This window comes from Microbacterium sp. GQ128, assembly GCF_059758615.1.
Window position 1 is genome coordinate 332916 of record NZ_JCAXDY010000002.1, and the last position, 25524, is coordinate 358439.

General features: G+C 67.1%; 20 protein-coding genes. 13 read left to right on the forward strand and 7 right to left on the reverse strand.

The window, feature by feature from the left end; all coding sequences use genetic code 11:
* Nucleotides 1-301 precede the first annotated feature (301 nt).
* Nucleotides 302-1693 carry a chromosomal replication initiator protein DnaA gene (gene dnaA, locus AC6CHX_RS07625; protein WP_136042559.1) on the reverse strand — a complete coding sequence of 464 codons (1392 nt, stop codon included), beginning with the start codon at nt 1691-1693 and terminating at the stop codon, nt 302-304.
* A 315-nt stretch (nt 1694-2008) separates the two neighbouring features.
* On the opposite strand from dnaA, the gene rpmH reads away from it, so the two are divergent.
* From rpmH to AC6CHX_RS07675, 10 genes are all read left to right on the forward strand, one after another.
* On the forward strand, nt 2009-2146 hold the full coding sequence (gene rpmH / locus AC6CHX_RS07630; RefSeq protein WP_013584598.1) for a 50S ribosomal protein L34: 138 nt from the start codon (nt 2009-2011) through the stop codon (nt 2144-2146).
* Nucleotides 2147-2152: 6 nt separating this feature from the next.
* On the forward strand, nt 2153-2509 hold the full coding sequence (gene rnpA / locus AC6CHX_RS07635) for a ribonuclease P protein component (protein WP_136042558.1): 357 nt from the start codon (nt 2153-2155) through the stop codon (nt 2507-2509).
* The gene (gene yidD, locus AC6CHX_RS07640; protein WP_136042557.1) at nt 2506-2856 is read left to right on the forward strand and encodes a membrane protein insertion efficiency factor YidD; all 351 of its coding nucleotides are present in this window, start codon (nt 2506-2508) and stop codon (nt 2854-2856) included. The genes rnpA and yidD overlap by 4 nt, the downstream gene beginning before the upstream one ends.
* A gap of 3 nt (nt 2857-2859) precedes the next feature.
* On the forward strand, nt 2860-3930 hold the full coding sequence (gene yidC / locus AC6CHX_RS07645) for a membrane protein insertase YidC (protein ID WP_498272303.1): 1071 nt from the start codon (nt 2860-2862) through the stop codon (nt 3928-3930).
* Complete coding sequence (locus tag AC6CHX_RS07650) at nt 3927-4418, forward strand: Jag family protein (RefSeq protein ID WP_091028043.1); 492 nt, start codon at nt 3927-3929, stop codon at nt 4416-4418. Before yidC ends, AC6CHX_RS07650 begins: the two co-directional genes overlap by 4 nt.
* A gap of 36 nt (nt 4419-4454) precedes the next feature.
* Complete coding sequence (gene rsmG, locus AC6CHX_RS07655) at nt 4455-5075, forward strand: 16S rRNA (guanine(527)-N(7))-methyltransferase RsmG (RefSeq protein WP_498272304.1); 621 nt, start codon at nt 4455-4457, stop codon at nt 5073-5075.
* 1934 nt (nt 5076-7009) lie between these two features.
* On the forward strand, nt 7010-7936 hold the full coding sequence (locus tag AC6CHX_RS07660) for a ParA family protein (protein WP_498272305.1): 927 nt from the start codon (nt 7010-7012) through the stop codon (nt 7934-7936).
* Entirely contained in the window at nt 7936-8907 is a 972-nt protein-coding gene (locus tag AC6CHX_RS07665; protein ID WP_498272306.1) for a ParB/RepB/Spo0J family partition protein, read from the forward strand. Before AC6CHX_RS07660 ends, AC6CHX_RS07665 begins: the two co-directional genes overlap by 1 nt.
* A gap of 63 nt (nt 8908-8970) precedes the next feature.
* Complete coding sequence (locus tag AC6CHX_RS07670; RefSeq protein ID WP_136042552.1) at nt 8971-10419, forward strand: sugar porter family MFS transporter; 1449 nt, start codon at nt 8971-8973, stop codon at nt 10417-10419.
* A 9-nt stretch (nt 10420-10428) separates the two neighbouring features.
* On the forward strand, nt 10429-10764 hold the full coding sequence (locus AC6CHX_RS07675; RefSeq protein ID WP_498272307.1) for a tryptophan synthase subunit alpha: 336 nt from the start codon (nt 10429-10431) through the stop codon (nt 10762-10764).
* Nucleotides 10765-10827: 63 nt separating this feature from the next.
* Here AC6CHX_RS07675 and trxA read toward each other — a convergent pair whose 3' ends face one another.
* From trxA to AC6CHX_RS07695, 4 genes are all read right to left on the reverse strand, one after another.
* A complete protein-coding gene (trxA, locus tag AC6CHX_RS07680) occupies nt 10828-11151 on the reverse strand; it encodes a thioredoxin (RefSeq protein ID WP_136042550.1) in 324 nt (107 codons plus the stop codon).
* 66 nt (nt 11152-11217) lie between these two features.
* On the reverse strand, nt 11218-12192 hold the full coding sequence (gene trxB / locus AC6CHX_RS07685) for a thioredoxin-disulfide reductase (RefSeq protein WP_498272308.1): 975 nt from the start codon (nt 12190-12192) through the stop codon (nt 11218-11220).
* A 119-nt stretch (nt 12193-12311) separates the two neighbouring features.
* Nucleotides 12312-13946: a murein biosynthesis integral membrane protein MurJ gene (gene murJ, locus AC6CHX_RS07690; RefSeq protein WP_498272309.1), complete on the reverse strand. Its 1635-nt coding sequence runs from the start codon at nt 13944-13946 to the stop codon at nt 12312-12314.
* Nucleotides 13939-16125 (reverse strand): DUF6049 family protein, encoded by a 2187-nt coding sequence (locus tag AC6CHX_RS07695; protein WP_498272310.1) that lies wholly within the window; start codon nt 16123-16125, stop codon nt 13939-13941. The genes murJ and AC6CHX_RS07695 overlap by 8 nt, the downstream gene beginning before the upstream one ends.
* Before the next feature lie 97 nt (nt 16126-16222).
* Between AC6CHX_RS07695 and AC6CHX_RS07700 the strand changes: the two genes are divergently transcribed.
* The 3 genes from AC6CHX_RS07700 (at nt 16223) to AC6CHX_RS07710 (ending at nt 20850) form a co-directional block, all read left to right on the forward strand.
* Nucleotides 16223-17734, forward strand: a complete 1512-nt coding sequence (locus AC6CHX_RS07700) for a class I SAM-dependent methyltransferase (RefSeq protein ID WP_498272311.1) — start codon at nt 16223-16225, stop codon at nt 17732-17734.
* Nucleotides 17735-17762: 28 nt separating this feature from the next.
* A complete protein-coding gene (locus tag AC6CHX_RS07705; protein ID WP_498272312.1) occupies nt 17763-18818 on the forward strand; it encodes an LLM class flavin-dependent oxidoreductase in 1056 nt (351 codons plus the stop codon).
* An 82-nt stretch (nt 18819-18900) separates the two neighbouring features.
* Nucleotides 18901-20850 carry an MSCRAMM family protein gene (locus tag AC6CHX_RS07710; protein WP_498272313.1) on the forward strand — a complete coding sequence of 650 codons (1950 nt, stop codon included), beginning with the start codon at nt 18901-18903 and terminating at the stop codon, nt 20848-20850.
* Between the two features lie 100 nt (nt 20851-20950).
* Here AC6CHX_RS07710 and AC6CHX_RS07715 read toward each other — a convergent pair whose 3' ends face one another.
* Nucleotides 20951-22714 (reverse strand): alkaline phosphatase family protein, encoded by a 1764-nt coding sequence (locus AC6CHX_RS07715; protein WP_498272314.1) that lies wholly within the window; start codon nt 22712-22714, stop codon nt 20951-20953.
* A 250-nt stretch (nt 22715-22964) separates the two neighbouring features.
* Nucleotides 22965-25517, reverse strand: a complete 2553-nt coding sequence (locus AC6CHX_RS07720) for a purple acid phosphatase family protein (RefSeq protein ID WP_498272315.1) — start codon at nt 25515-25517, stop codon at nt 22965-22967.
* Nucleotides 25518-25524: the final 7 nt, after the last annotated feature.

The following is a 25524-nucleotide window of genomic DNA, read 5'->3' on the forward strand; positions in this document are numbered from 1 at the left end:
TGGATACTGTGGATAACTCGGTGGATAGCAAGAGCGAGTAAGGAACTACAAGCTTGTCAGTTGTGGAATCCCTGAGGAATCCGGGTGCTAGGGCCCACTGGGGGTGCGGTGGCTCCTCCACAGTTATCCACAGGTTTGCCCGATTGACCCACATCCGTCCCGATCTGGATGGCAGTCATCCACAAGTTATCCACATGTGCATAGAAGCATTTATCGGACGGCTCGCCGCCCTGTCAAGACGCGGAAAGGGGGACTCCGCACCCCTTCGGATGCCGAGTCCCCCTCGTGCGTGCTCGCGGCTTCAGCGACGACCGAGCTGCGTGGTGATCTCGGTGACCTGGTTGTAGATCGAGCGGCGTTCCTTCATGAGCTCGCTGATCTTCTTGTAGGCGTACATGACGGTGGTGTGGTCACGGTTGCCGAACAACTGACCGATCTTCGGCAGGGACAGGCTGGTCCGCTCTCGACAGAGGTACATGGCGATCTGACGAGCGGTGGCGATCTGCTGCGACCGACTGGAACCGTAGAGGTCGTCCACCGTGAGCTTGAAGTACTGTGCGGTGGCCGTGATGATGTCGGTCGGCGAGATGATGTTGTCCTCGGCCGTGTCGATGATGTCGCGGAGCACGGTCTGAGCAAGCGAGATGTCAAGCGCCGACCGGTTCAGGCTGGCGAAGGCCGACACCCGGATGAGGGCGCCCTCGAGCTCGCGGATGTTCGACGAGACGACGGTCGCGATGTACTCCAGGACCTCGTCCGGGATGTGCAGTGCCTCGCTCTGCGCCTTCTTCCGGAGGATTGCGATGCGTGTCTCGAGGTCCGGCGCCTGGACGTCGGTGATCAGACCCCACTCGAAGCGGCTCCGCATCCGATCCTCGAATCCGGTCAGGTGCTTCGGGGCTACGTCGCTGGTGATCACGACCTGCTTGTTGTGATCGTGCAGCGTGTTGAACGTGTGGAAGAAGGCTTCTTGCGTCTCCGCACGGCCCTGGAGGAACTGGATGTCGTCGATCAGGAGGATGTCGACGTCGCGGTACCTGGCCTGGAACGCGGCGCCACGGTTGTTCGCGATCGAGTTGATGAAGTCGTTGGTGAACTCCTCACTCGATACGTAACGAACCTTGACCCCGGCGTAGAGGGACTGCGCATAGTCTCCGATTGCGTGGAGGAGGTGCGTCTTCCCGAGTCCGGAGTCGCCGTAGATGAAGAGCGGGTTGTAGGCCTTCGCCGGGGCTTCGGCCACAGCGACGGCCGCGGCGTGTGCGAAGCGGTTGGACTGGCCGATCACGAAGTTGTCGAACGTGTACTTCGGGTTGAGTCGCGATTCGTGGCGCAGCTGTGTCGGCTGCTCCATCGGGGACTCCACGCGGACCTGCTCGTGCCGTCCGAAGTCGCCGACCGCGATCGGAGCCGCCTGCTGCTCGGCGAGCTCGTGGTTGACCACGACCCGATAGGAGGTGACCTCATCGCCGATGTGGGAGAGGGCTTCCATGATCGGCAGCCGGAGACGCTTGTTGATCTGAGCGGCCGTCAGATCGTTCGGCACCTCGAGGTACAGCGTCGCGGACATGACGCCGGCCGGGACGGCCAGACTCAGGAATCCCTGCAGCTGGGGAGTGACGCGATCATCATCGACCAGAAGCTCCTGCACCGTGGTCCAGATCGGGACGTCGGGCTGGGCAGGTGATGACATGACGCTCCGGACGAGGAATCGAGGCGGGGTCGACGTACCGTGCCCCTGTGGATAACTTAGGATGCCACGGTAGTCATCGCGGCTGTGAACGGCAACCTGCCCTTGAAAATACGCGCGCGTGTTGTACTCGCCGGGCGCGCCCCGGTTGTGGATAATGGCTGTGCGGTTCGTGCCGGTGTCCCACCACGGAAGCGCGCAGATTTGCTCTGTGCGCCGGTAAGACGTACCCTAAGTCGGTTGACTTATGCCTTTTTCGGCAGTTCCCCATGTCTCCGGTCGAAGTGAATCCGGTGGCAGCATTCCCGGAGTGATTCCATGAGCAAGCGCACTTTCCAGCCCAACAACCGTCGTCGCGCCAAGAAGCACGGCTTCCGTGCCCGCATGCGCACGCGTGCCGGCCGCGGCATCCTCGCTGCCCGCCGTGCGAAGGGCCGCACCGAGCTCTCTGCGTAGTCCACTGTGCTCGCCCGCCCGTATCGGCTGACCCGCGGGAGCGACTACCGTCTGGTCGTTCGACGCGGATCCCGTTGTGGCGGGGCGCGCGTCATCACCTCGATGCTGACGACGGGCGAGAGCAGAGCCGCAAGGTTCGGATTCATCATCAGCAAGCAGGTGGGCACCGCTGTGGTCCGCAACACCGTGCGTCGGCGACTCAAAGCCGTGTGCGCGGAGGCGCTGCAGCGCGTTCCCGAGGGCACGGATGTCGTCATCCGTGCCCTTCCTGCGTCGGCGACCGCGTCGTTCGCGGAACTCCGCGCCGATGTCGATCGGTGTCTGAGCAGACTCGCACCCGTGCAGCCCGCGGTGTCGGCATGACCGCGCTGCCCGCCTCTTCCGTCGGGAACGCACACCTGCACACACGAGACCTCGTTCGCAGCATCCCCGTGATCCCCCGCAATCTGGTGCTGGGGTTCCTCACGGCGTACCGCAAGGTCATCTCCCCGATGTACGGAGATGTCTGTGCGTACTACCCCAGCTGTTCCGCCTACGCTGTAGGTGCGGTGCAGCAGCACGGCGCGGTGAAGGGGGCGGTGCTCTCGGCATGGCGCATCCTCCGCTGCAATCCCTGGACCAGCGGTGGCGTCGACGACGTCCGTCCGCATGAACACTTCCGCTACGACCTGACTGCACACGGTTTCGTCGTCCCTTCCCGAAAGGACTGATCGGTGGGTCTTGACCTTCTGCTAGCCAGCTCCACTCCCAGCGATGCCCCTGCTGCGGGTGGCTTCGATCTGATCGGCACCATCCTCTGGCCGCTGAAGTGGGTCGTCGAACTCATCCTCGTCGCCTGGCACTGGCTTCTGACGGCCGTCGGCCTTCCTGCTGCATCCGGTCTCACCTGGGTGTTGTCGATCGTGGGACTCGTCATCGTCGTGCGCGCTGCGCTGATCCCGCTCTTCGTGAAGCAGATCAAGAGCCAGCGAAAGATGATGGAAATCGCTCCTGAACTGAGAAAAGTTCAGGAGAAGTACCGAGGTAAGAAGGATCAGCTCTCTCGCGAGGCCATGAGCCGCGAGACGATGGCCCTGTACAAGAAGCACGGCACCACGCCGATGTCGAGCTGCCTCCCGCTGCTCGTGCAGATGCCGATCTTCTTCTCGCTCTACAGCGTGCTGAGCGATGTGAGCAAGCATGCGAAGGACGGTATCGGCGGCGTCGGGCTGCTCAGCCCGGAACTCACGAAGGAGTTCTACGACGCGAAGCTCTTCGGTGTCGCATCACTGCACGAGACTCTGGGTGACGCGGTCGACGCTCAGAACACCACGGCGATCATCATCCTGGTCACCCTCGTGGTGCTCATGATCGGCTCGCAGTTCTTCACGCAGCTGCAGATCATCTCGAAGAACCTGTCGCCCGAGGCCAAGACCGGCCAGGCGTACCAGATGCAGAAGATCATGCTCTACGTGCTGCCGCTGGGCTTCATCTTCTCGGGTATCTTCTTCCCCCTCGGCGTCGTCGTGTACTGGTTCATCTCGAACCTCTGGACCATGGGACAGCAGTTCCTCGTCATCCGTGAGATGCCCACTCCTGGTTCGGAAGCCGCGAAGGCTCGGGAAGAGCGGCTGGCTCGAAAGGGCAAGGCGATCGATTCCTCTGGCAAGGTCGTTCCGATGGCCGCTTATGAGGCGGAGCAACAGCGCCTCCTCGAAGAGGCCGAGAAGGCGAAGGCCGAAGCACCGAAGCGTCAGCAGCCGGTGGGCAAGAAGCGTGCGAAGAAGAAGGGGAGCGGTTCATGAGCGAGACCATGACCGAGAACACCGAGCCGACCGTTGCTCAGCTCGAGAACGAAGGCGACGTCGCGGCGGACTACCTCGAGGAACTCCTCGACATCGCCGACATCGACGGAGATCTGAATCTCGACGTTCGTCAGGGGCGTGCCTACGTCTCGATCGAAGCGGAGGGCGATGGCCTTTCCCTGCTCTCCGCACCCGACACCGTGCAGGCGCTGCAGGAGTTGACGCGTTTGGCGGTTCAGAGCAAGACCGGTTCGTTCTCGCGACTCATTCTCGACATCGCCGGCTCGCGGGACACTCGCCGCCGTCAGCTCGAGACTCTCGTCGACGCGGCTGCCGCCAAGCTCGACGAGGGTTCCTCGCAGGCATCTCTGCCCTCGATGTCCAGCTATGAGCGCAAGCTCGTGCACGACATCGCCGCGGAGCGCGGTCTCGTCTCCGAGTCGTACGGCGAGGGCGCCGACCGTCACACGGTTCTCCGCCGTCGTTGATGTTTCACGTGAAACATCGGTGCCTCCCGGACGATCATGAGTGAGCTCGAGCAGGAGCCGGCGATCTCTGCGGAACTGTTCGGAGACCGCATCGACGTCGCACGCGCCTTCACGGAGGCGCTCGCGCGCGAAGGTGAGGAGCGGGGACTCATCGGTCCTCTGGAGCTTCCTCGTCTGTGGACTCGGCACATCCTGAACAGTGTGATCGCCGCGCCGCTCTTCCACGGAGCTGTCGCCGACATCGGGTCTGGCGCCGGTCTGCCCGGGATCGTGTTGGCTATCGCCCGCCCCGATGTGCAGTGGACACTCGTCGAACCGATGGAACGTCGGGTCACCTGGCTGAACGAACAGGTGTCGGCGCTGGGTCTCACCAACATCACTGTGTTGCGTGCGCGGGCTGAAGACGCTCCTGCCGGGGGATTCGATGTCGTCACCGCCCGCGCGGTGAGTGCGCTGCGGACTCTGATCCCGATCACGGCGCCGCTGGTGCGCGACGGGGGAGAGCTCACGCTGCTCAAGGGCATGAACGCAGCGAACGAGATCGAGGCCGCCCAGAAGCAGATCAAGAAGTTCCGTCTCTCTGACGTGCGGGTCGAGGTGCTGGGGGATGGAGTGCTCCCTGAGACGACGCGCGTGGTGCGGGCTCGCGTTCGCTGAACTTCGCAGGAATTGCAAACGGGGTGTTTCAGGTGAAACACCCCGTTTGTCGTATGCGGAGGTTTCCGGCGTCGACGTTTCACGTGAAACATCGGTGATGCGGAGTCTGGCGGCCGGATTCCGGTACCTGTTCATGACCTGGTGATCGGGCTATGACACCGAAGGCGATGCAGATGGGGTCACAGACATTCGCCGGATAGAAGACCAGGTGGCTCCCGTGGTGACTGCACGTCGAACACTTGATGTATCGAAGCAATGCCGTCGAACCGTTCGGATCGGGACGGATGTGGAAGTGGACTACCCGCCGTCCCCTCCGAGCGCTCCCGAAGCGCTGTGAGTCATTCTCGCCGCCAGCTTCGTGTGGTGCGTAATCGCGATGTTTCACGTGAAACGGAGGGATGCTGGCCGGTGGGGTACTGAAGGCGCCCCGTGTCGCGGATGCGGATGCGGATTATCGCTGAGGATGCCAGACGCCCCGTGGGCCTGCGTAGACGGTGGCACCGGCGACAAGCACCCAGCGTATGCGAGTAATTCTCGGTGGGGGCGTTCCGCTTGGGGGCTCGGTACTGAGTTGTCCCGGGGACATCTTCGAGCACGCGACTGCCGCTGGACGGCAGGGCGAGCGGGCCGAACAACGCTTCAGCGCGGGGTTCGCGGACGCGTTGGCTTGGGGATCAGCTCGACTGCGTGCAGGCCGAAGCGAGTCGGGTGAGGGGGTACACGGTCAACTCCTGTGGGCGTTTGCTGATGCGTCGTTCTCATCTGGGGATCGAGGCATCGGGTTGAGGTGGCGAAACCCGCTCTCACCGACCGACATCTGTGGGTAGGGGTGGGGCTGAGCACGATCTGTCTGTCACGATCGTGGATGCGATGCCGCGGAGGAGGTACTGACGTTGAAAGCCTTGAGTTGCTCCGAGTGTGTGTGGGGTGTGTGGTCACGGGACGAGATGTGCTCCGGGGTTCGTGGCGCGACGTAGGATCGCGTGACGATCGGGGATTCGATGCCGATCGACGACCGGGGCAACCGACACGTCTGCCTACCTGGGACCGTCGGCCGCGGCGACCGACATCATGAAGACGGGCTCACACCGCGGCCGGCGCTTTGTTTCACGTGAAACAGGGGCCTTCCTCGGCGGCCGCGCGCGGGAGCGGCACACAGAGTAGCTCGGAGGGAGTGCGGCGTGCGGGAGCACTCCGTGCGGAGTGCGCCGTGGGAGTGCGCCGTGGGAGTGTGCCGTGGGGGCGTGGGCGTGCCGAAGGGAGTGTGCCACGGCGACGCGCCACGGGGATGCCGCGGGGAGTGCGCTACCGACGTGCGACGGCCTGTTTGCCAGGGGGTTGTGTCGTGGGGTGCGCCACGGGGATGCCGCGGGGAGTGCGCCATGGGCGGTGTGTCACCGGCTGTGTGTCAGGGGGTTGTGTCGTGGGAGTCCGCCACACGGACGGTGCGTCGTGGAGGTGTGTCGTGGGGAGTGTGCGCCGCGGCAAGTGTGCCGTGCGGCAGTGCTTCGTGGGGGAGGGTGGGGCATGTTTCGTGGGGGACTCTGTCGGGGCGACGGTGAGCGGCCACGCTGCGGACGTCAGAAGGTGACGCCGGCGTCGCAGGAGCAACGACATCCTCCTATCGCTTCGGTGCGCTCGGTGTGGAGAGGAGCCCGGAGAGCCGGCACACGGCTGGGGCTGCTCTGACACCGGTCACCTCTCGGCATGTCGTCCCGGTCCGACGACCAGCAAACGCACACCACGTTTCACGTGAAACATGGCGCCCCGGCCGTCGGTGTGCCGGTGGGCCGACGGCCGCACCGATATGCCGCGGTCCCTTTACTCGACGGGTGCGCAGCGTATTACTGGGGCGTTGCGAGATCCGCACGGTGCCCACGTAAGCCGGTGTCGCCCGCAGCGATTAGAGTGGAACGCGGCCCCGAAAGGAGTGGATGTTTCACGTGAAACAATCCGAGAAGACATCGTCGAACGAATCGTTCGGGATGGATACGCCGCTCGCGCGGGAGATCGCCGACCTTTCCGCTCGGAGGCGTGCGCTGGAAGCCACGTCGGTGGAGTTCAGCGGCCAGACGCGCGTCCTGACGGTGTCGAACCAGAAGGGCGGCGTGGGAAAGACCACGACGGCCGTGAACATCGCCTCCGCCCTTGCCGGCTTGGGCGCGAAGGTCCTCGTCATCGATCTCGACCCGCAGGGCAATGCCTCGACGGCGTTGGGTGTTCCCCACAGCGCCGACATTCCCAGCGTCTACGACGTCCTCATCGAGGAATTCCCCCTCGCGGACATCGTGCAGCCGAGTCCGGAAGACCCCAATCTCTTCTGCGCGCCCAGCACGATCCACCTCGCAGGCGCGGAGATCGAGCTCGTCGCACAGGTGGCCCGTGAACACCGCCTGCGCCGCGCGCTCGTGGACTACCTCGCCGACAACCCGATGGACTTCGTGATCATCGACTGCCCGCCGTCGCTGGGGCTGCTCACGATCAACGCGTTCACGGCGGCATCCGAGGTGTTCATCCCGATTCAGTGCGAGTACTACGCACTGGAAGGGCTGAGCCAGCTGCTCGGCAGCATTCAGATGATCCAGAAGCATCTGAATCCCGACCTGCATCTCTCCACGATCCTGCTGACGATGTTCGACGGCCGCACCCGCCTCGCCCAGCAGGTGGCGGAAGAGGTGCGCACGCACTTCCCCGATCAAGTGCTGGAGACGGTGATTCCGCGCTCGGTCCGAGTGTCGGAGGCGCCGAGCTTCGGGCAGACCGTGATCGCCTATGACGGACAGTCCGCCGGCGCCATCGCCTACCGCGAGGCCGCTGTCGAGATCGCGTCGCGGACTGCGACGCAGAGCAAGGAGAAATGATGGCCAAGCGCACTGGACTGGGTCGGGGTATCGGAGCCCTGATCCCCACGGCTGATCAGGCGGAGCGTCCCGTCGACGTCTTCTTCCCCGGTGCGAGCCTGCGGCCGAGCGCCGCCGAGGCGACCGTCGGACCCGACGCCGAGGTGCCGGCACTGGAAGAGGTTCCCGGGATCCATCTGATCCAGGTCGACCCCAACGCGATCGTTCCGAACCCTCGCCAGCCGCGGACACACTTCAACCCGGAAGACCTCGCGGAGCTGGTGCACAGCGTGCGCGAGTTCGGCGTGCTGCAGCCCGTGGTCGTTCGCAAGAACACCGAGGGCGAATACGAGCTGATTATGGGGGAGCGGCGCACCCGGGCCGCTCGTGAGGCAGGTCTCGAGACGATTCCCGCCATCGTCCGCGAGACGGCCGATGAGGATCTCCTCCGCGACGCCCTGCTCGAGAACCTGCACCGGTCCGAGCTCAACCCGTTGGAAGAGGCTTCCGCCTACCAGCAGCTTCTCGAGGACTTCGGCATCACGCAGGAAGAACTGGCCACGCGTATCGGCCGCTCGCGTCCCCAGATCAGCAACACGATCCGCTTGCTGAAGCTGCCTGTCCCCGTGCAGCAGCGAGTCGCCGCCGGCGTGCTCACGGCCGGCCACGCCCGCGCGATCCTCAGCCTCGAGAATCCCGAATCGATGCAGCGTCTGGCCGACAAGGTCGTGAACGAAGACCTGTCCGTGCGCGCCACGGAAGAGGCCGCCAAGTCGCAGCCCTCGGCCGGAAAGACGACGAAGGCGACTCCCGGCGCACGTCGGGCGTACCTCGACGAGGTCGCCGGAAAGCTCGGCGATCGTTTGAACACCCGCGTCAAGATCGCACTCGGCGCTCGAAAAGGCCAGGTCACGATTGATTTCGCATCGATCCAGGATCTCAATCGCATTCTCGAGGAGCTCGGCGAGAGCGGTTACGGCTCCGCCAGGTAACACCCACCGTCGTCCACCCTTCATCTAGACTCGCGTCATCTTGACGTCGAGGGGGAGTCAGTCATGTCCAGACCTGCAAATCCGGCTGCCATCAAACGCCGCGTGATCGCGGTGAGCATCGCGGCCGCGTTGGGTGGTTTCCTCTTCGGATTCGACACCGCCGTGATCAACGGAGCCGTCGACGCTCTCGCCGGTGACGTCTCCGGGTTCGACCTCGGCACCGCACTGAAGGGCTTCGCCGTCTCCTCAGCCCTCATCGGCTGTGCCGTGGGCGCCTGGTTCGCGGGACCGGTGTCCAACAAGTACGGGCGCATCCCGGTGATGGTGGTCGCCGCGGCGATGTTCTTCATCTCTGCGATCGGTTCCGGCCTCGCGTTCGGCGTCATCGATCTGATCGTCTGGCGCGTGATCGGCGGCCTGGGAGTCGGCGCGGCATCGGTCATCGCCCCCGCCTACATCGCTGAAGTCTCTCCTGCCGCCGTGCGCGGGCGCCTTGGATCCCTGCAGCAGCTGGCGATCGTGACCGGTATCTTCGCGGCGCTGCTCTCCGACGCGCTGCTCGCGAACATCGCGGGCGCCGCCGATCAGCCGCTCTGGGGGCTCACAGCCTGGCGATGGATGTTCATGGTCGCGGCGATCCCCGCCCTCATCTACGGGCTCGTGTCGCTGCGGCTACCGGAATCGCCGCGCTATCTGGTGCGAAAAGGTGAGCTGGAACGGGCAGCCGAGGTTCTGGAGACCGTCACGGGGACGGTCGACACCGACGCGAAGATCAAGGAGATCACCGGGACGATCAACACGGAGCGGTCCGAGTCCCTGCGGGACCTCCGTGGAAACCGTCTGGGTCTGAAGCCGATCGTCTGGATCGGCATCCTGCTCTCGGTGTTCCAGCAGTTCGTCGGCATCAACGTGATCTTCTACTACTCGACGACCCTGTGGCAGTCGGTCGGATTCGACGAGTCGAGCGCACTGCTCACGTCCGTCATCACCTCGGTCACGAACATCGTCGTCACGATCGTGGCGATACTCCTGGTCGACAGGATCGGACGACGGATCATGCTCCTCGTGGGATCTGTCGGCATGACGGTGACGCTGGGGCTCATGGCGGTCGCGTTCTCGTTCGGAACCCTCGATGCCCAGGGGACGGCGACGCTTCCCGACCCGTGGGCGACCATCGCCCTGATCTGCGCGAACGGTTTCGTGGTGTTCTTCGGTGCGAGCTGGGGCCCCCTGGTGTGGGTGCTCCTGGGCGAGATCTTCCCGAACTCCATTCGCGCCGGGGCTCTCGCGGTCGCTGCGGCAGCGCAGTGGGTCGCGAACTTCTTCATCTCGACCACGTTCCCGGCCTTCGCCGAGATCGGACTCACGTTCGCGTACGGCTTCTACGCGTTCTTCGCCCTCCTGTCGTTCTTCTTCGTGTTCTTCAAGGTCCCCGAGACCAAGGGCAAGGAGCTCGAGGACATGACCGAGAACATGAAGGTCGTGCGCCGCGGGGGTGCGCAGCGGACGTAGGCTGGATGCATGAGCGAGTCCGTACAGCGCCGAGCCAGCCTGGAAGTGCTGCGCGCGGAGGCGGCGGACGAACTCGCGGTGCTCATCCAGGAGCGACTCCTCGGTGGGGAAGACCCCTGGGAGTTCATGGAGGAGCTTCCGAGCGTCGACGAGTTGGTCGTCTACCTTCTGCGCGCTGACAACATCAACGCGAACGACGGAGTGCGCCCGAACGCCGCTCGGCACTACCGTGTGTTGCGCCAGATCGCGCTGGAGTATCCCGAACTGACCTCGGCCGTCTGGGGGCTCCTCGACGAGAAGCAGCGCCACCGACGCTGGGACCCCAGCGTCGCAGACGCGTCCTGACCGCCTGAGAACACGAAAAGGCCGCCACCCCCGGGGGGATGGCGGCCTTTCGACGTCAGAGGATCAGCCGATGAATGCGGCGAGGTCCTTCTCGAGCGCGAACTTCGGCTTCGCACCGATGATGGTCGTCTTGACCTCACCGCCCTGGAAGACCTTCATCGCCGGGATCGACGTGATCTGATACTTCATCGCCAGCTCGGGGTTCTCGTCGACGTTGAGCTTGACGATGGTGATCTTGTCGGGGTTGTCGGCCTGGATCTCGTCCAGAACCGGCGCGACCATGCGACACGGACCACACCACTCAGCCCAGAAGTCCACCAGCACCGGACCGTCGGCCTGCAGAACGTCCTGCTCCCAGGTCGCCTGGCTCGTAGCCTTTGCACTCATCAGAGTTCTCCTTGATTGGGGTTCGCCTGCTACAACAGCGGACGAGGGAAAAGTGTTCCCGCCGCCTCAGGCGACGATGATCTCGGCGGCCTCCGCAGCCGGAACCTCCACGGAGGCATCCTCAAAATCCGCGAGGAAGTGCTCTGCATCCAGCGCCGCGATCGTTCCGGTGCCGGCAGCCGTGATGGCCTGGCGGTAGGTCGGGTCGATCACGTCGCCGGCGGCGAACACACCGGGAACCGAGGTCTTCGACGAGCGGCCGTCGACCCAGATGGTGCCCTCGGGAGTCAGCTCGAGCTTGTCGTGCACCAGGTGCGTGCGAGGGTCGTTGCCGATCGCGATGAAGAGTCCGTCGATGGGCAGGTCGCTCAGCGTGCCGTCGACCGTGTTGCGCAGCTGCACACCGGAGACGGAGTCGCCACCGAGGACCTCAGCGACCTCGCTGTTCCACACGAACTCGATCTTCTCGTTCGCGAACGCGCGCTCCTGCATGATCTTGGAGGCCCGCAGCGTGTCCTTGCGGTGGATCACGTAGACCTTCTCGGCGAAACGGGTGAGGAACGTGGCCTCTTCCATAGCGGAGTCACCGCCGCCGACGACCGCGATCGTCTTCTCGCGGAAGAAGAACCCGTCGCAGGTCGCGCACCAGGAGACGCCGTAGCCGGAAAGGCGCTCCTCGCCGGCGATCTGCAGCTTGCGGTAGGCCGAGCCGGTCGCGTAGATCAGCGACTGGGCCTCGTGGACCGCACCGGAACCGAGCGTGACCTTCTTGACGGGGCCGGCCAGGTCGAGCTCGGTGACGTCGTCGTACAGGACCTCGGTGCCGAACTTCTCGGCCTGCTCCTGGAACTTCGCCATCAACTCGGGGCCCTGGATGCCCTCGGGGAAGCCCGGGTAGTTCTCGACTTCGGTGGTGTTCATGAGCTCGCCGCCGACCTCGACCGAACTCGCGATGAGCAGCGGCTTGAGGTTCGCCCTGGCCGCGTAGATGGCAGCCGTGAATCCGGCGGGGCCGGAGCCGATGATGATGACCTGACGCATGTGCTCTCCGTCTTAGAAACTGCGGTCGAATGACCTTCGACTGCTTCAACCCATGGTAACCGCGCGGCATTCCCTCGCCAGTGTGCGCCACCGGGCTGGGAGACGCCTCCGCGCGCGGATCAGCGACCGGGAAGGAAACGACGGACGAGGGAGCCTGCCGACTTCAGTTCGGGGGCCCGCATGAGGGCGAGGATCACGACGTAGACGACCACGACCGTGAGGCCGATGATCGCGGTGCCGATGGCTCCGAGAACGGGACTCGCGACCATCCACCCATCGGCGCCGCCCGCGAGCACGAGTACCCCCCATCCCGCGAGGCCAGCAGGCACTGCGGCGACCGTGAAGCGGGCGATGGCGGCCATCCATGAACCGATCTGCAGTCCGCCGATCTTGCGGTGCAACAGCCAGGTGGCCACCAGGGTCTGCAGGATGCTCGCGATCGACTGACCGAGCGCGACGGCGGCGGCAAGGGACGTGAGGGGGATCGCGCCGCCCTCATAGAGCGCCCATGCCGCCAGTGCCGTGAGCACGATCAGCACGCACTGGAAGATCGTGAACCAGAACGGAGTACGAGTGTCGTCGTAGGCGTAGAACGTGCGCTGGACGATGAAGAGGATCGTCAGCGGGATCAGGCTGACGAGATAGCAGAGCAGGACGACAGCTGCCGACTGGGCGGCGCTCTCCGCGGTGACGCCCTCGGCATCCTTCGTGAACACCCGTGAGGCGGGGACCGCCGCAGCAGCGACGGCGGCCGTGGCGGCGACGATGAAGAAGAGGAGCGTGCGGATGCTCCGGGCGATGTCCTCACGGACCTCCCCGTCGCGACCGGCCGCGGCATGCTCGCTGATCTGGGTGAAGTAAGGCGTACCGATCGACAGCACGATCACCGAGTAAGGGAGCATGAAGATCAACCAGGCATTCGCCGTGACGGTCGCCGACGCTCCCGCTCCCGCCGCCTCACTGACGATGAATCCCTGCAGGAAACCTGCGGCGAGACTAGCGAACGCCATGAGGAACGTCCACCCCGCCAGGCGCCCCACAGCCCCGAGCCCTACGCCCCGCCACCGGAAGTCCGGCTTGAGGGCGAGCCCGGTCCGACGCCAGAACACGAGCAGCACCACGGCCTGGAGGGCGATGCCGAGCGTCGCGGTTCCGCCGAGAGTGTTGATCATCGCCGGTGTCCAGTACGCCGCATCGGTCGAGACGGGCGCGAACACCGCCCCCAGGATCAGGAAGCCGATGATCGAGACGACGTTGTTCACGACAGGGGCCCAGGTGAACGGACCGAAGATGCGGCGGGCGTTCAGTGCTTCTCCGAGAAGTGCATAGAGGCCGTAGAGCAGGATCTGGGGGAGGCACCAATACGCGAGGGCCGTGGCGAGAGCGATGATGTCGGGCTTCGCGTTGCCGGCCACCAGGTGGACCAACCAGGGTGCGGCCACCGTCGCGATACCGGTGACGACGACCAGGACCACGGTTCCCAGTGTGAAGAGCTTCGAGATGAAGGCGTTGCCGCCGTCGGCATCCGCCGTCGCCTTCACGATCTGCGGCACGATGACCGCCGTCAGGATGCCGACGGAGATCAAGGAGAAGACGCTGTTGGGCAGCTGATTGGCGTACGTGAACGCATCGGCGGGACCGGACTTGTACGAGCCGATCACTCCGACGAGGACGATGCTGCGCAGGAGGCCGGTGAGGCGCGAGACGAGTGTGCCGGCGCCGATGACGGCGCTCGCGCGGCCGAGGCTACTCACGCGGGTCTTCTGTCGTGGTGGCATCCGGGCGGGCTTCCACGGCTTCCTCTTCCTCCAGGGCTTCGATCTGCGCTTCGACGGCCGACTCCTCGGCTGCCTCGCGGCGCTTGCGACGCACCGTGCGGATCACGCCCAGCGCGATCAGCAGCACGATGATGCCGCCGAGGACGACCAGGCCGATCGTCTCCCACTCCGCACGCACCGCGACCCTGACGGTCTGATCCCCTTGGATCTGCACGCCCGTGGGGCTGTAGAGACTGAGTCGGAGGTTGACTTCACCACTGCCCACCCGCGCCGACACCGGCACCTTGATGCGGGTCGTGGACTGAGCCTGCACGACCGTCTCGTCGGGGGACCTGACCTCGAGACGCGGATCGGTCGGCGAGACGAAGAGCTGCACCGTCACCGGCCACGGCAGGTCGTTGCGAACGGCGATCGGCAGATCGGCGTTCGCCGTGAGCAGCTGGATGGTGCTGGACTGCGGGATGTCGACCGCGTTGAGAGTGGCGCTCGTCTGAGCCTGATGATCGGCAAGACGCTCGGCGAAAGTGGCGGCCGACGTTCCGACGGAGAGCGTGCGCAGGATCCGGATGCGTTCGGGGCTGAGCAGCACCTGCGGGTCGGCGAGGATCGACGAGAAGGCGGTGAGCCGGGACTCATCCGCGAGAAGCGTCGTGACGGCGGCGGTTCGCGCGGCATCCGGCTCCCCGGCGACGGTCGCCGAGACGGGAGCGGTCGCCCGCAGCGTCGCGAGCTCGAACCCGGCCGAATCGGCGGCGGTGATCGCGTCGCGCAGAGCGTCGGAGGCGCGGTTCTCGTCCCGGTCGAGCCCGATGAGCAGAGGAGCGGCGGAAGCGCTGCCCTGTGCCAGTTGGAGGAGTGCCGCGGCTTCGGCGAGAAGGCGCTGACGCTCGGCGGGATTCCGCTCCGCCGCCACCCGCGAGAACACGTCGGATGTCGCAGCATCCGTGACCAGGAGGTCGTTGCCGCCGGCCGTCGCATGGGCCGTGCTCTGACCGCCGACCGTCGCCGACGAGACGATCGTCGTGGTTTCGTCGCCCATGTAGCCGGCGAAGGCGGTCAGGTCGGCCGAGGTGAGTGGGCTCTGCGGCCACAGGATGCGCGGCAGCGCGCCTTCGATCGCGGTGAGCTCCTCGTCGCTGGGGAGTGCCGGGGACTCCGTGACACTCGGGGTCGGACCGGGCGTCGCATCGGTCGCATCGGTCGGTGTGGCCGTGACCGGCACGCGCGGGAAGTTCGCGGGATCGAGCAACGGGGTGAGAGCCCGGGGCTGGAGCAGCTCGGGCAGACCCGCTTGCGCCTGCGCCGTCGCATCCGCATCACCGAACTGCAGCGCGAAACGCGCATTGGGGAGGTTGTCGAGTCGTGTGAGCCAGTCGCGGGCGGTCTCCGGGGCGGCGGTGCCGAGCGCCCGGATCGCCGCGGGGATGGACGGGTCGATCGCCAGCACGGCGGTCGTCCCGGCGACGCCGTCGAGCTGGGCGGTCAGTGCTCCGTCGGGACCGGTGAGCTCCGAGAGCTCAGCACTCGACAGCAGGGCGCCGCCTTCCGGTGTCGCCGTGAGGGGAACGAGCACTCCGACCTGCGAGGTCTGGGCAGCCGCGACGACCAGCACGCTCGTCGCGGTCGCGTCGACCGTCTCGGTGTCTTCGGCTGCGGGGTCACCGGTCGATGCGCTGAGCTCCGCGCGCAGCGGGTAGACACCGGGCGCGAGGTCGCCCATGGTGGCCTCGGACACGAAGACGGTTGTCGTCGCCGACGCATCGCCATCGATCGGGTCGGTGTCATCCGCGCCGATGGAGACGAAGTCACCTGCGGCGTTGCCGTCGTCGAGCCACGCGGACACGGCCGCCGCATCGGTGAGCGGCGTGGGATTGAGTTCTACCTCGACCTGACCTGCGCTGAGCGCCGAGTCGGCACCGTTCTGCACCGTGACGATCGCCGACGTGGAGGATCCCGGTGCGACGAGGCCGCGAAGACCGGCCGACACATGCAGCTCGACGCTCGGCTCGTCGCCGGTCTGCGCCTGATCGGCGGCGACGGCCACGCTCGGCGCGACCAACGCGCAGCCGCTGAGTGCGATCGCGAGAACAGCCGTCCTGCCTGCGAGCCGTCGCAGGCGCGCACGGAGGCCGATGTCGGGGGTGATCGCGGTCATGAAGGTCTTCCTCGAACGCCCGGGACGGGGCTGCTCGTGAGTACTGACCTAGTGATTCTAGGAGGCTCCACGAAAGAGAACCCTGAAGACGCGTAGAGTGACGGCCGTGTCCGACACCCCCGCACCCGTCCCCGACCCGCTCCGCACGGCCGCGCTCGCCGCGGATCTCGACGCCGCGGACCTCCGCTCCGAGCCACTGCGGCGCCTGTGGGGCGAGGAGGCGGACGACGCACTCGCCCGCGGGATGCGGGAGCCGATCCTGCGAGCCATCGACGGGGACTCCGGCACGCTCGCGACGCTCGGTCGCCTGCTAGTGCTGGGGATGCCGCAACCGCGCACGCACGTGGCCGAGGCCCTGCCGCGGCTGGGCGTGGACGGGCTCACGGCGCTGGGTCTCGCCGAGGCCGACGCCGAAACCGTGACACCGACGGCCCTGCTGCGACCGCAGTCGTTCGTGGATGCCGACGGGATCGGCGAATGGTGGATCGCGAGCGACCTCGACGAGGTCGCGCTCGACGGACCTTTGCCCCCAGACCACGTGCTCGGTGTCGGCGGAGCGTCGCGCACGCTCGCCGAGACCGTCGTCCCGATCGAAGTGGACCGCGCGCTCGACCTCGGCACCGGATGCGGCATCCAGGCGCTCCTCGTCGCGCGACGGGCGGGCACCGTGGTCGCCACAGACATCTCGACGAGGGCGCTCGCGTTCGCCGAGCTCAATGCGCGCATCAACGGGGTGACGAACATCGAGTTCCGTCACGGCAGCATGTTCGAGCCGGTGGCGGGGGAGGCGTTCGACCTGATCGTCTCGAATCCTCCGTTCGTGATCACCCCGCGCGTCGAGGGGGTTCCGGCATACGAATACCGCGACGGCGGACTCGTGGGGGATGCGCTGGTCGAGCAATTCGTGCGCAGCGCCCCCGCCCATCTGACGCGCAACGGCATCGCGCAGCTGCTCGGCAACTGGGAGTCGAAGGCCGCGGTCACCGGGCTCGCTCGCCTCGAGGCCTGGGTGCCCGCCGACCTCGACCTGTGGGTGATCGAGCGGGAGGAACTCACGCCCCTGGGCTATGCGGAGCTGTGGATCCGCGATGGCGGCACCACGCCTCGCGACCCCGCCTTCACGCCGCTGCTGACCGCGTGGCTCGACGACTTCGCCGCCCGCGGAGTGAGCTCGATCGGCTTCGGCTACGTGCTGATGCGTCGGGGAACGTCCGGCGAACCGCTGCGGCGCACCGAGCGCATCGCCCAGCACATCTCGAACGTCGGGGCCGCCCTGGCCACCGGTCTCGCGGCGCAGGACGTGCTCGCCGACGGGCTGCCGACGACGCTGGCGGTGGCTGCCGACGTGACCGAGGCGCGGCACCTGATGCCGGGCGACGACGATCCGAGCGTGATCGAGCTGCGTCAGGGCGGCGGCTTCGGGCGCACGCTCTCGGTCGATCCTGCGCTCGCCGGCTTCGTGGGCGCGTGCGACGGCGAACTCACCGTGGTGCAGATCGCGGCCGCGCTGGCGGACCTGTTCGAGGTACCGCTCGCCGACCTGTGGGCGGACCTCGAGCCCCGCATCCGCTCCCTCATCCTCGACGGCATCCTGCTGCCGGGGGAATAGTCCGCTGATTCATGCGTTGGAATAGATCATGAAGGCTTTCGGATTCCTCTCTTTCGGTCACTACGCCGACGTTCCCGGATCGGCGACCCGCACTGCGGGTGAAATGTTGAAGCAGACGATCGAGATCGCCGAAGGCGCCGACGAGATCGGTGTGAACGGCGCCTCGGTGCGCGTGCATCACTGGGCACGTCAGGCGGCGTCGCCGATGCCGTTGCTGTCGGCCATGGCCGCGCGCACGAAGCGCATCGAAGTCGGCACGGGCGTGATCGACATGCGCTACGAGAACCCGTTCCAGTTCGCCGAAGAGGCAGCCGCCCTCGACCTGATCGCCGACGGCAGGATCGCACTCGGCGTGAGCCGTGGTTCACCCGAGACGGCGCTGCGCGGTTACGAGACGTTCGGCTACGTCGACGAGGAGGACCCGGAGCGCGGCAGCGTGCTCGCGCGGGAGAAGTTCGACCTGTTCCTGCGGGCGATCGACGGCGAGGGCATCGCTCCCGGCGACCCGCGCATGGTGGGTGCCGGTCGGTACCTCGCGATCGAGCCCCAGTCGCCGACCCTCCGCGACCACATCTGGTGGGGCTCGGGTTCGCGCGCCACGGCCGAGGAGACGGGGCGCAAGGGGCTCAACATGATGAGCTCGACCCTCGTGACCGAGGCGACCGGACAGCCGTTCCACGAGTTGCAGCGCGAGCAGATCGAACTGTTCCGCTCCGCCTACAAAGAGGCAGGGCACACGGGCCGTCCGCGGGTTTCGGTCAGCCGCAGCGTCTTCCCGCTGGTCTCGGACATGGATCGGGCGTACTTCGGCCTGCGCAGCGAGGAGAACGCCGACCAGATCGGTGTGATCGACGGTTTCCGCTCCACCTTCGGCAAGACGTACGCCGCCGAACCGGACGTGCTCATCGCGCAGCTGAAGCAGGACGAGGCCGTGATGGCCGCCGACACCCTTCTTCTGACGATCCCGAACCAGCTCGGCCCGGAGTACAACCTGCACGTGCTGGAGGCGTTCGCGACGCACGTCGCCCCGGCGCTCGGCTGGAAGCCCAACACGGAGGGACCGGTCGAGGGCGACGCTGTCTGAGTGAAGCTCGCGCCGCTCGATCGGCGATCCGTATCGAGGAATTCACTTTCGGACCGCGGCGGTATACCAGTACTCTGACCGCATGCGTGCCTCTCGCAGAGCGACCATCGCCGGAACCATCGTCCTCATCGCCGTGCTCGTCGGCGCCCTTCCCGCCTCGGCCGCGACCGTCGCATCCTGGGCGACCTGGCAGCCGCTCGTCGGTGTGGGCGGAGCCTTCACGACGTCGGTCCAGGTGGCGGCGAAGCCCGCGATCACTGCGACGGTCACCAGCGATTCGCGCGGCGGACAGGTGGGAGTGATCAGCGGTGCCTCGACCTGGCTGTCGGAGGGCACCGCGATCGGGGCGAAGTACGGCTCGAGCAGGGACCAGCCGTACCTGAACCTGCGCCCCCGGGCCGACAACGCCACGAGCCCCTCGACGACGACCTACTCCTTCGCGACGCCGACCCCGACGTCGGGATGGGCCTTCGCGGTGGGAGACATCGACGCGGACTCGGTGCGCATCCACGCCGTCGCCCCCGATGGACACGTGCTCGATGCGACGGAGATCGGACTGCGGGACCGGTTCAACTACTGCGCCCCCGGGATCGTGGGGAAGCCCTCGTGCACGGGTGCTGCCGATGACGTGCCGAGCTGGGATGCCACCACCCTCACCCTCACCGGCAACGCGGCGGCCGTCGACACCAACGGGTCGGCGGCATGGTTCGAGCCGAGCACCCCGATCAGCTCCCTCAGCCTGATCTTCACCCGCCGCTCGGGACTGCCGGTCTATCAGACCTGGTTCGCCTCGATCGCCCAGGACATCACCGGCACCGTCACGGACACGGGGGCGCCGACACCCGGCGTCACTCTCACACTGACCGATGCGAACGGCACGGTTGTAGGAACCACGACTACCGCTGCGGACGGCACGTACTCCTTCCCCGGGTTCGTCGCCGCTGACGGCTACACCGTGCGCGTGACTCCGCCGGCGGGCAAGATCTCGACCGGGCCGACCACGGTCGCCGCGAACCTGAGCGGCGGGGACGCCGTCGCCGACTTCGGACTGCGCGACATCGTGCCCGTCGCGGTCTCTGGAACTGTGACCGACACCACCGGCGCCCCGATCCCCGGGGCGACCGTGACGATCGACGGGCAGACCACCACGACGGATGCCGACGGGAGCTACCTGTTCGACCAGGTGGCCGTCGGGACGCATCCGGTCTCGCTCACGACCCCGCCCGGCTACACCATCGCCACTCAGCCGTCTCCCGTGACGGTTCCGGGCGGCAGCGAGGTCCCGATCACGGACGTCGACTTCGTGGTCGCCGAGAACGCCGACCTGCGCGGCACGGTGCGATCCAACGGGGCCGGTGTGGCCGGCGTGACCGTGACCGCGGTCGCTCCGGGAGGGGCGACCCTCACGCGCGTGACCGATGCGGCGGGGGCGTACTCGTTCCCCCGCCTCGCTGCCGGTGACTACGCGATCACGATGACGACGCCCGCAGGGTTCGTCGCGACGACTCCCGTCACGCGGAACGAACAGGTGGCCGCGGTCGACGTGGAGAACGTGGACTTCGAGTTGGCGCGCCTCGGCGCGATCGACGGAACCGTGCGCGACGACGACGGTGCCCCCGTCGCGGGAGTGGTGGTGACGCTCACCGGACCCGGCGCCCCGCAGCAGCTCACGTCCGACGCGGACGGCGCGTTCGGGCTGGGTGCCCTGCCGCCCGGGACCTACACCCTCACGGTGGTTCCCCCGACGGGCACGAGCGTCGTCGGCCCGGCCACGCGCACGGTCGTGATCACCGCCGCCGGTGACGTCATCGCCGAGCAGGACTTCACGCTCGCCGCGGATGTCGTCGTGGTGCCGCCGGACCCCACGGACCCGCCGGACCCGAGCACTCCGCCGGCCGGTGGAGGGAGCGATGCGTTGCCCGCCACCGGGTTGGGGCCCGAGACGCTGGCATGGGCCGCAGGTGGTGCTGCCGTCCTCGTGCTCGGCGCGACACTCCTGATCATCGGACGTCGCCGCTCCGCGCGGAAGTAGACGCCGGCGCTCCGCGCGGAAGCAGCCCCGACGGAGATCCGCCCCTGCGTCGCACGTTTCCTGGGAATCGTGCGACCGCAGGCGAAGAATGCGACCGCGGTCAGCTGCCCTTCGCCGGGCCGAAGAGCTCTTCGCCGTGCTCGTGGAGGAGCTTGTACGCGTCGGCGAACGTCTCCGCCTCCTTCTCCCCGGGCTTGCCGTAGCGCGCCAGAAGCAGCCCGAGCAGCCCGCGAGCCGGCGGCGTCAGCGGCTTGAGGTGCTCCTTGAGATCGGGTTGCGGCACCGCCTCCTCCGGGTTCGGCGGCGTATAGGAGGGCTTCGTCGTCGGCCAGTCGGCCGGATGCCGGGGTTGATCCAGATTCACCACGTTGAACAGCGTGTTGGCCGAGGCGTCCCGGTCGTTCAGCGGCTTCAGGCCGTGCAGACGCGAGAGCGTCGCCGTGACCGAGCCGTGGTGCATCTCGTCGTGGATGATGGTGCCGCGCTTCGTGTACGCCGACACCGCGATGGCTGGGACGCGGCATCCGAGTCGATCGAAGGTGAACCCCATCTCGCCCGCTCCGGTGTCTTTCGTCGGCTTCGTCGCCGCGGGCGGCGGCACGTGGTCGTAGCATCCGCCGTGTTCGTCGAAGGTGATCAGCAGCAGGGTGTTGACGGCGTTCGACCCGGTCGGAGACGCGCTCGTGCGCACCGCCTCGTAGATCTCGTGGATCAGCAGATCGCCGGCGCGCACGTCGGAGATCGCACTGTCGAAGACCTCCTCGCCCTCGACGAAGCTCTCGCGGGGTGAACCGAACGGCGGGTGGAAGTCGTTGTGGTCGTAGACCATCCGCGGCTCGATGAACGCATAGGCGGGGAGCTTCCCGTCCTTCACATCGGCGTAGAAGTCCTCCATCGTGCCGAAGTGGTCCGTACGCCAGTACTTCTCCAGCACCGGTGCATGCAGCATCCCGGTGAAGGAGACCAGCTGGAGCTTGTCGATGTAGATCTTCCAGTCGAGCTTCTTCTCCTCGAGCCGGTTGAACACGGTCGGGGCCGCGGGCGCATCGATCCACTTGTCGTAACCGCCGCCGGCCTGGTTCGTCACGAAGCCGTGCGAGGTCGAGGCGTGGAAGAACGAGCGATTGCAGAACGTCTGCGACGGGACGGCGGCGTACCAGTGGTCGAACACCGCGAACTCGGCAGCGAGCGTCGACAGCACCGGCAGCATCGCGGGGGAGAAGGAGCCCATGATGTGCTTCGCCTCGTCGACGGTCGGCTCCTTGCCCTTGCGCAGGCGGCGGAAGTTGATGATGTAGTCCTGGAGGAACCCCGACATCGACGCCTTCTCGCCCTTGGTCGGTGCGTTGTACGGCGCCTCCATCTGGTCGACGAAGAGCTCGGCGTTCGACTTCGGCTCCACCGTTCCGAAGATCTGGGTGTTGACGTGCGGATACTCCTCACCCGGATCGGGATCGGGGTGGCTCATGATGCGGTCAGTCTCGCCCTCGTAGACGTGCGCCTCGACCACGGTGCCGTCGGATGCCGTGTTGCTGTGGGTCCCGAATGCCAGCCCCTCGAACGTCTCGCCCGCAGGCAGGTTCTCCTTCGAGTACAGATACCCGAGGAGGTTGTCGAACGAGCGGTTCTCGCCCATCACGACCACGATGTGATCGAACCCGGGTTCGCTGCGCGGGGTCAGTGCGGCGAAGGGGTCGGGCTCGTCGGCGAACCCGTCGCGCGCACCGGCCGCGACCGACGCTCCGATCGCCGCACCCCCCGCACCTCCGACGACCGCGCCCGCGAGGGCCGCACCGCCGAGCTTGAAGAAGCCTCGGCGGGAGGTGTCGGGTGCGGGGGAGGAGTGCACGTCATCGGCAGCCATGCCGCGATCCTAGGCCGTGCCGCCCCTCGCGCCCAGGCTCCCGAGCTCCCGACACAGCTTCGGAGATCGCGGCCGACACGCCGCACCGACGCCGGCCGCCTGCGGAGTGTCGCGGTGGAACTCCGAAGTTGTGTCGGGACGGCACGGGACGGGACGGGACGGGACGGGACGGGACGGGACGGGACGGGACGGGACGGGACGGGCGCCGCCGGACGAATCCGACGGCGCCCGTGGGAGCGGAGGCTGCGGACTACTCCGCGTCGATGACCTCCACCGTGGCGTGCTGCCGACGGCGGCGCAGCGCGAACAGGCCGAGGCCCGCCGCGAGGAGCACGACGGCCGCGACGATGTACGGCATGCTGTCGGCGCCGGTCGTGGCGAGGTCACCGTCCGTCGCGCCGCCCGAGCCGTCGCCCGGGGTGACCGCCCCGCCGCCGGACACCGCGGTGACGGTGAGCGAGGCCGTGACCTCGGTGCCGTCCGGCAGGATCGCGGCCAGCGTGTGCGCCCCGGCCGGGGTATTCGCCGGGATCGTCACCGTGCGCTGGAAAGACCCGTCGGCGTCGGCGGTGGCCGTGCCCAGCTGCACCGGGTCGGAGCGCAGTTCGAGCCGCAGCTCAGCGCCCTCCGCGAAGCCGCTGCCCGACACGTTCACGGTGCCGCCGGCCTTGACCGATGCCGCGCCCAGCTCGATTTCAGCCGGAACCTCGGGCTCCGGCGTGACGGGAGGCGTGACGCCCTTCTCGGTGACCCACTTCTCGCCGGCATCCGACTTCGTCACCGTGAACGTGTCGTACACGGCTCCGACGGGGAGATCGGTGGTGGCATCCGGCTGCTTCTCCGCCAGGTACGAGCGGTAGACGAGCTGGTTCTTCGACACGTCGATCACCTGGTAGGTGGTGACGCCCTGGCCGCGCAGCACCTGGGTGGCGCCGTTGTTGGTCCAGACGTTCTTCTCCGGCGTCTCGAGCTCGTAGTGCTTCGCGCCCGAGTTCGACACGACGTACACCGGGCCCGTGGTGATGCCGGGCGTCTCGGTCGCGTCGGTGTTCACGTAGCCGCGGGCGTAGGTGTGATCGTGGCCCATGAGCACCAGGTCGATGTCGTTGCGCTGGAACACGGGGACCCAGTCGGCGCGGAGCTTAGGCTCGTCGCGACCCTCGGATGCCGAGAAGACCGGCTGGTGGAAGGTGACGACGTTCCACTTCGACGGGCTGTTCTGCAGCAGCAGGTCGAGCCAGGCGCCCTGGAAGCGGATCCACAGCTCCTCGCCCTTCGCGATCGGGCAGTCGGCACCCGTGCACGACGGCAGCGCCGGCGGCGTGAGGAAGGTCGCGTCGCGCGTCGCGTTGAGCGTGATGAAGCGCACGCCCTGGTAGTCGGTGTAGTACGCGGTCTCGGCGGCGAATGCGCTCCAGTGCTCGAACAGCGAGCGGTACTGGGCCGCGACCTCGGTGTCGCCCTTGGCGAGATCGGCCAGTTCGCCGATCGAGCTCATCGAAGGGTTGTTGTGCGGGTACTCGAATGCGGCCTTCCAGGCGGTGAGCAGCTTGTCGCCGGAGTACTCGTGGTTGCCAGGGGCGGCCATCACGTTGGTACGCACGGCCGAGTCCTTCATGCCCTTGAACCAGTTGACCCACTCGTTCTCGTTGCTGGACGTGTTGATCAGGTCACCCGCGTGGACCGAGCCGATCGAGCGGGGAGCGTTCGCCTCGGCCTGCTTCACGACGCTCGGCCACGTGGTGTCGAGGCCGATCTGCGCGTCGCCGTAGTAGATGAACTGGAAGTCGGTGGCTTTCGGGTCGGCCGTGCGGAACTCGTACCAGTCGCTCCAGCTGCCGGGAAGGCCCACGCGGTAGCGGTACTCGGTCGCGGCGGTGAGACCGGTGACGGTGGCCGAGAAGTGCTTGTTCGGGTTGCCGTTGACCACGCCGGCGTCGTAGGCGTCGACGGTGCGGACGTCGCCGCCCGCGGTCGGGGCGATCTCGACCTGTCCGACCGTGTGCGAGGCGTCGCCGGCGAGCCACGAGAACGCCTGCGAGACGGCGGGCTGCTCGGTGGGGGTCAGGATGACCCGGGTCGGCGGGGCGATCACGGGCGTGCCGGGGTCGGATGCCTCGACCAGGGTCAGCGACGACATGTCGAAGTAGATGTCCGAGCTGGTCTCGCGGTCCTGGAACAGCGACACGGCGATCGTGTTCGTGCCGTCGTGCAGCAGCTCGCCCTCGGCGCTGAACGTGCTCGTGAGCGGGTCGCCGTTGGAGTCGCCGGCGTACTCGACGTTCTTCGTGTCGGTGATGCGGCCGTCGACGTAGCGGGCGACCTCTTCGCCGTTGATCCACACGATCACGGCGTCGTCGTAGGTGATCGTGCTCTGCAGCGCTGCGACCTTCTCGGCCACGCCCGCTTCCAGCTCGAACGTCGTGCGGAAGAAGTACGTCGGCACGGTCGGCACCTTCGCACCGTCGAGGTAGTGGTTCAGGAGCGTCTTCGGCGTCTGCGGGCCGACGGCGCCGAGCTTGCCGTTCTTCGCGCCGAACGAGCCGGGGGCGGTCTTCCAGGAGCCGTCGTCGAACGTCGGTTGCGTCCAGTCGCGGATCGCGGCCGGTGCGGGCGACGGGTCCGATCCGTCGTCGAGATAGTGCCAGGCGGTGTCGCCGGTGACCAGCGAGCCGGTCGGCACCTCGGGCTCCGGGGCGGCGAGGGCCGCGGGGGCGACGGCGGCGCCGCCGAGCAGGGCGAGGAGCGCGACGGACGTCAGTCCGTGACGCCGCCACCGCACCGCAGGGGTGGGGGAGGTCATGTCAGTC

Bases quoted from the DNA above. Each gene is read 5' to 3' on its own strand.
- dnaA (WP_136042559.1), bottom strand. From the start codon at position 1,693: ATGTCATCACCTGCCCAGCCCGACGTCCCGATCTGGACCACGGTGCAG.
- rpmH (WP_013584598.1), top strand. From the start codon at position 2,009: ATGAGCAAGCGCACTTTCCAGCCCAACAACCGTCGTCGCGCCAAGAAG.
- yidD (WP_136042557.1), top strand. From the start codon at position 2,506: ATGACCGCGCTGCCCGCCTCTTCCGTCGGGAACGCACACCTGCACACA.
- AC6CHX_RS07650 (WP_091028043.1), top strand. From the start codon at position 3,927: ATGAGCGAGACCATGACCGAGAACACCGAGCCGACCGTTGCTCAGCTC.
- rsmG (WP_498272304.1), top strand. From the start codon at position 4,455: ATGAGTGAGCTCGAGCAGGAGCCGGCGATCTCTGCGGAACTGTTCGGA.
- AC6CHX_RS07660 (WP_498272305.1), top strand. From the start codon at position 7,010: ATGTTTCACGTGAAACAATCCGAGAAGACATCGTCGAACGAATCGTTC.
- AC6CHX_RS07665 (WP_498272306.1), top strand. From the start codon at position 7,936: ATGGCCAAGCGCACTGGACTGGGTCGGGGTATCGGAGCCCTGATCCCC.
- AC6CHX_RS07670 (WP_136042552.1), top strand. From the start codon at position 8,971: ATGTCCAGACCTGCAAATCCGGCTGCCATCAAACGCCGCGTGATCGCG.
- AC6CHX_RS07675 (WP_498272307.1), top strand. From the start codon at position 10,429: ATGAGCGAGTCCGTACAGCGCCGAGCCAGCCTGGAAGTGCTGCGCGCG.
- trxA (WP_136042550.1), bottom strand. From the start codon at position 11,151: ATGAGTGCAAAGGCTACGAGCCAGGCGACCTGGGAGCAGGACGTTCTG.
- trxB (WP_498272308.1), bottom strand. From the start codon at position 12,192: ATGCGTCAGGTCATCATCATCGGCTCCGGCCCCGCCGGATTCACGGCT.
- AC6CHX_RS07695 (WP_498272310.1), bottom strand. From the start codon at position 16,125: ATGACCGCGATCACCCCCGACATCGGCCTCCGTGCGCGCCTGCGACGG.
- AC6CHX_RS07705 (WP_498272312.1), top strand. From the start codon at position 17,763: ATGAAGGCTTTCGGATTCCTCTCTTTCGGTCACTACGCCGACGTTCCC.
- AC6CHX_RS07710 (WP_498272313.1), top strand. From the start codon at position 18,901: ATGCGTGCCTCTCGCAGAGCGACCATCGCCGGAACCATCGTCCTCATC.
- AC6CHX_RS07715 (WP_498272314.1), bottom strand. From the start codon at position 22,714: ATGGCTGCCGATGACGTGCACTCCTCCCCCGCACCCGACACCTCCCGC.
- AC6CHX_RS07720 (WP_498272315.1), bottom strand. From the start codon at position 25,517: ATGACCTCCCCCACCCCTGCGGTGCGGTGGCGGCGTCACGGACTGACG.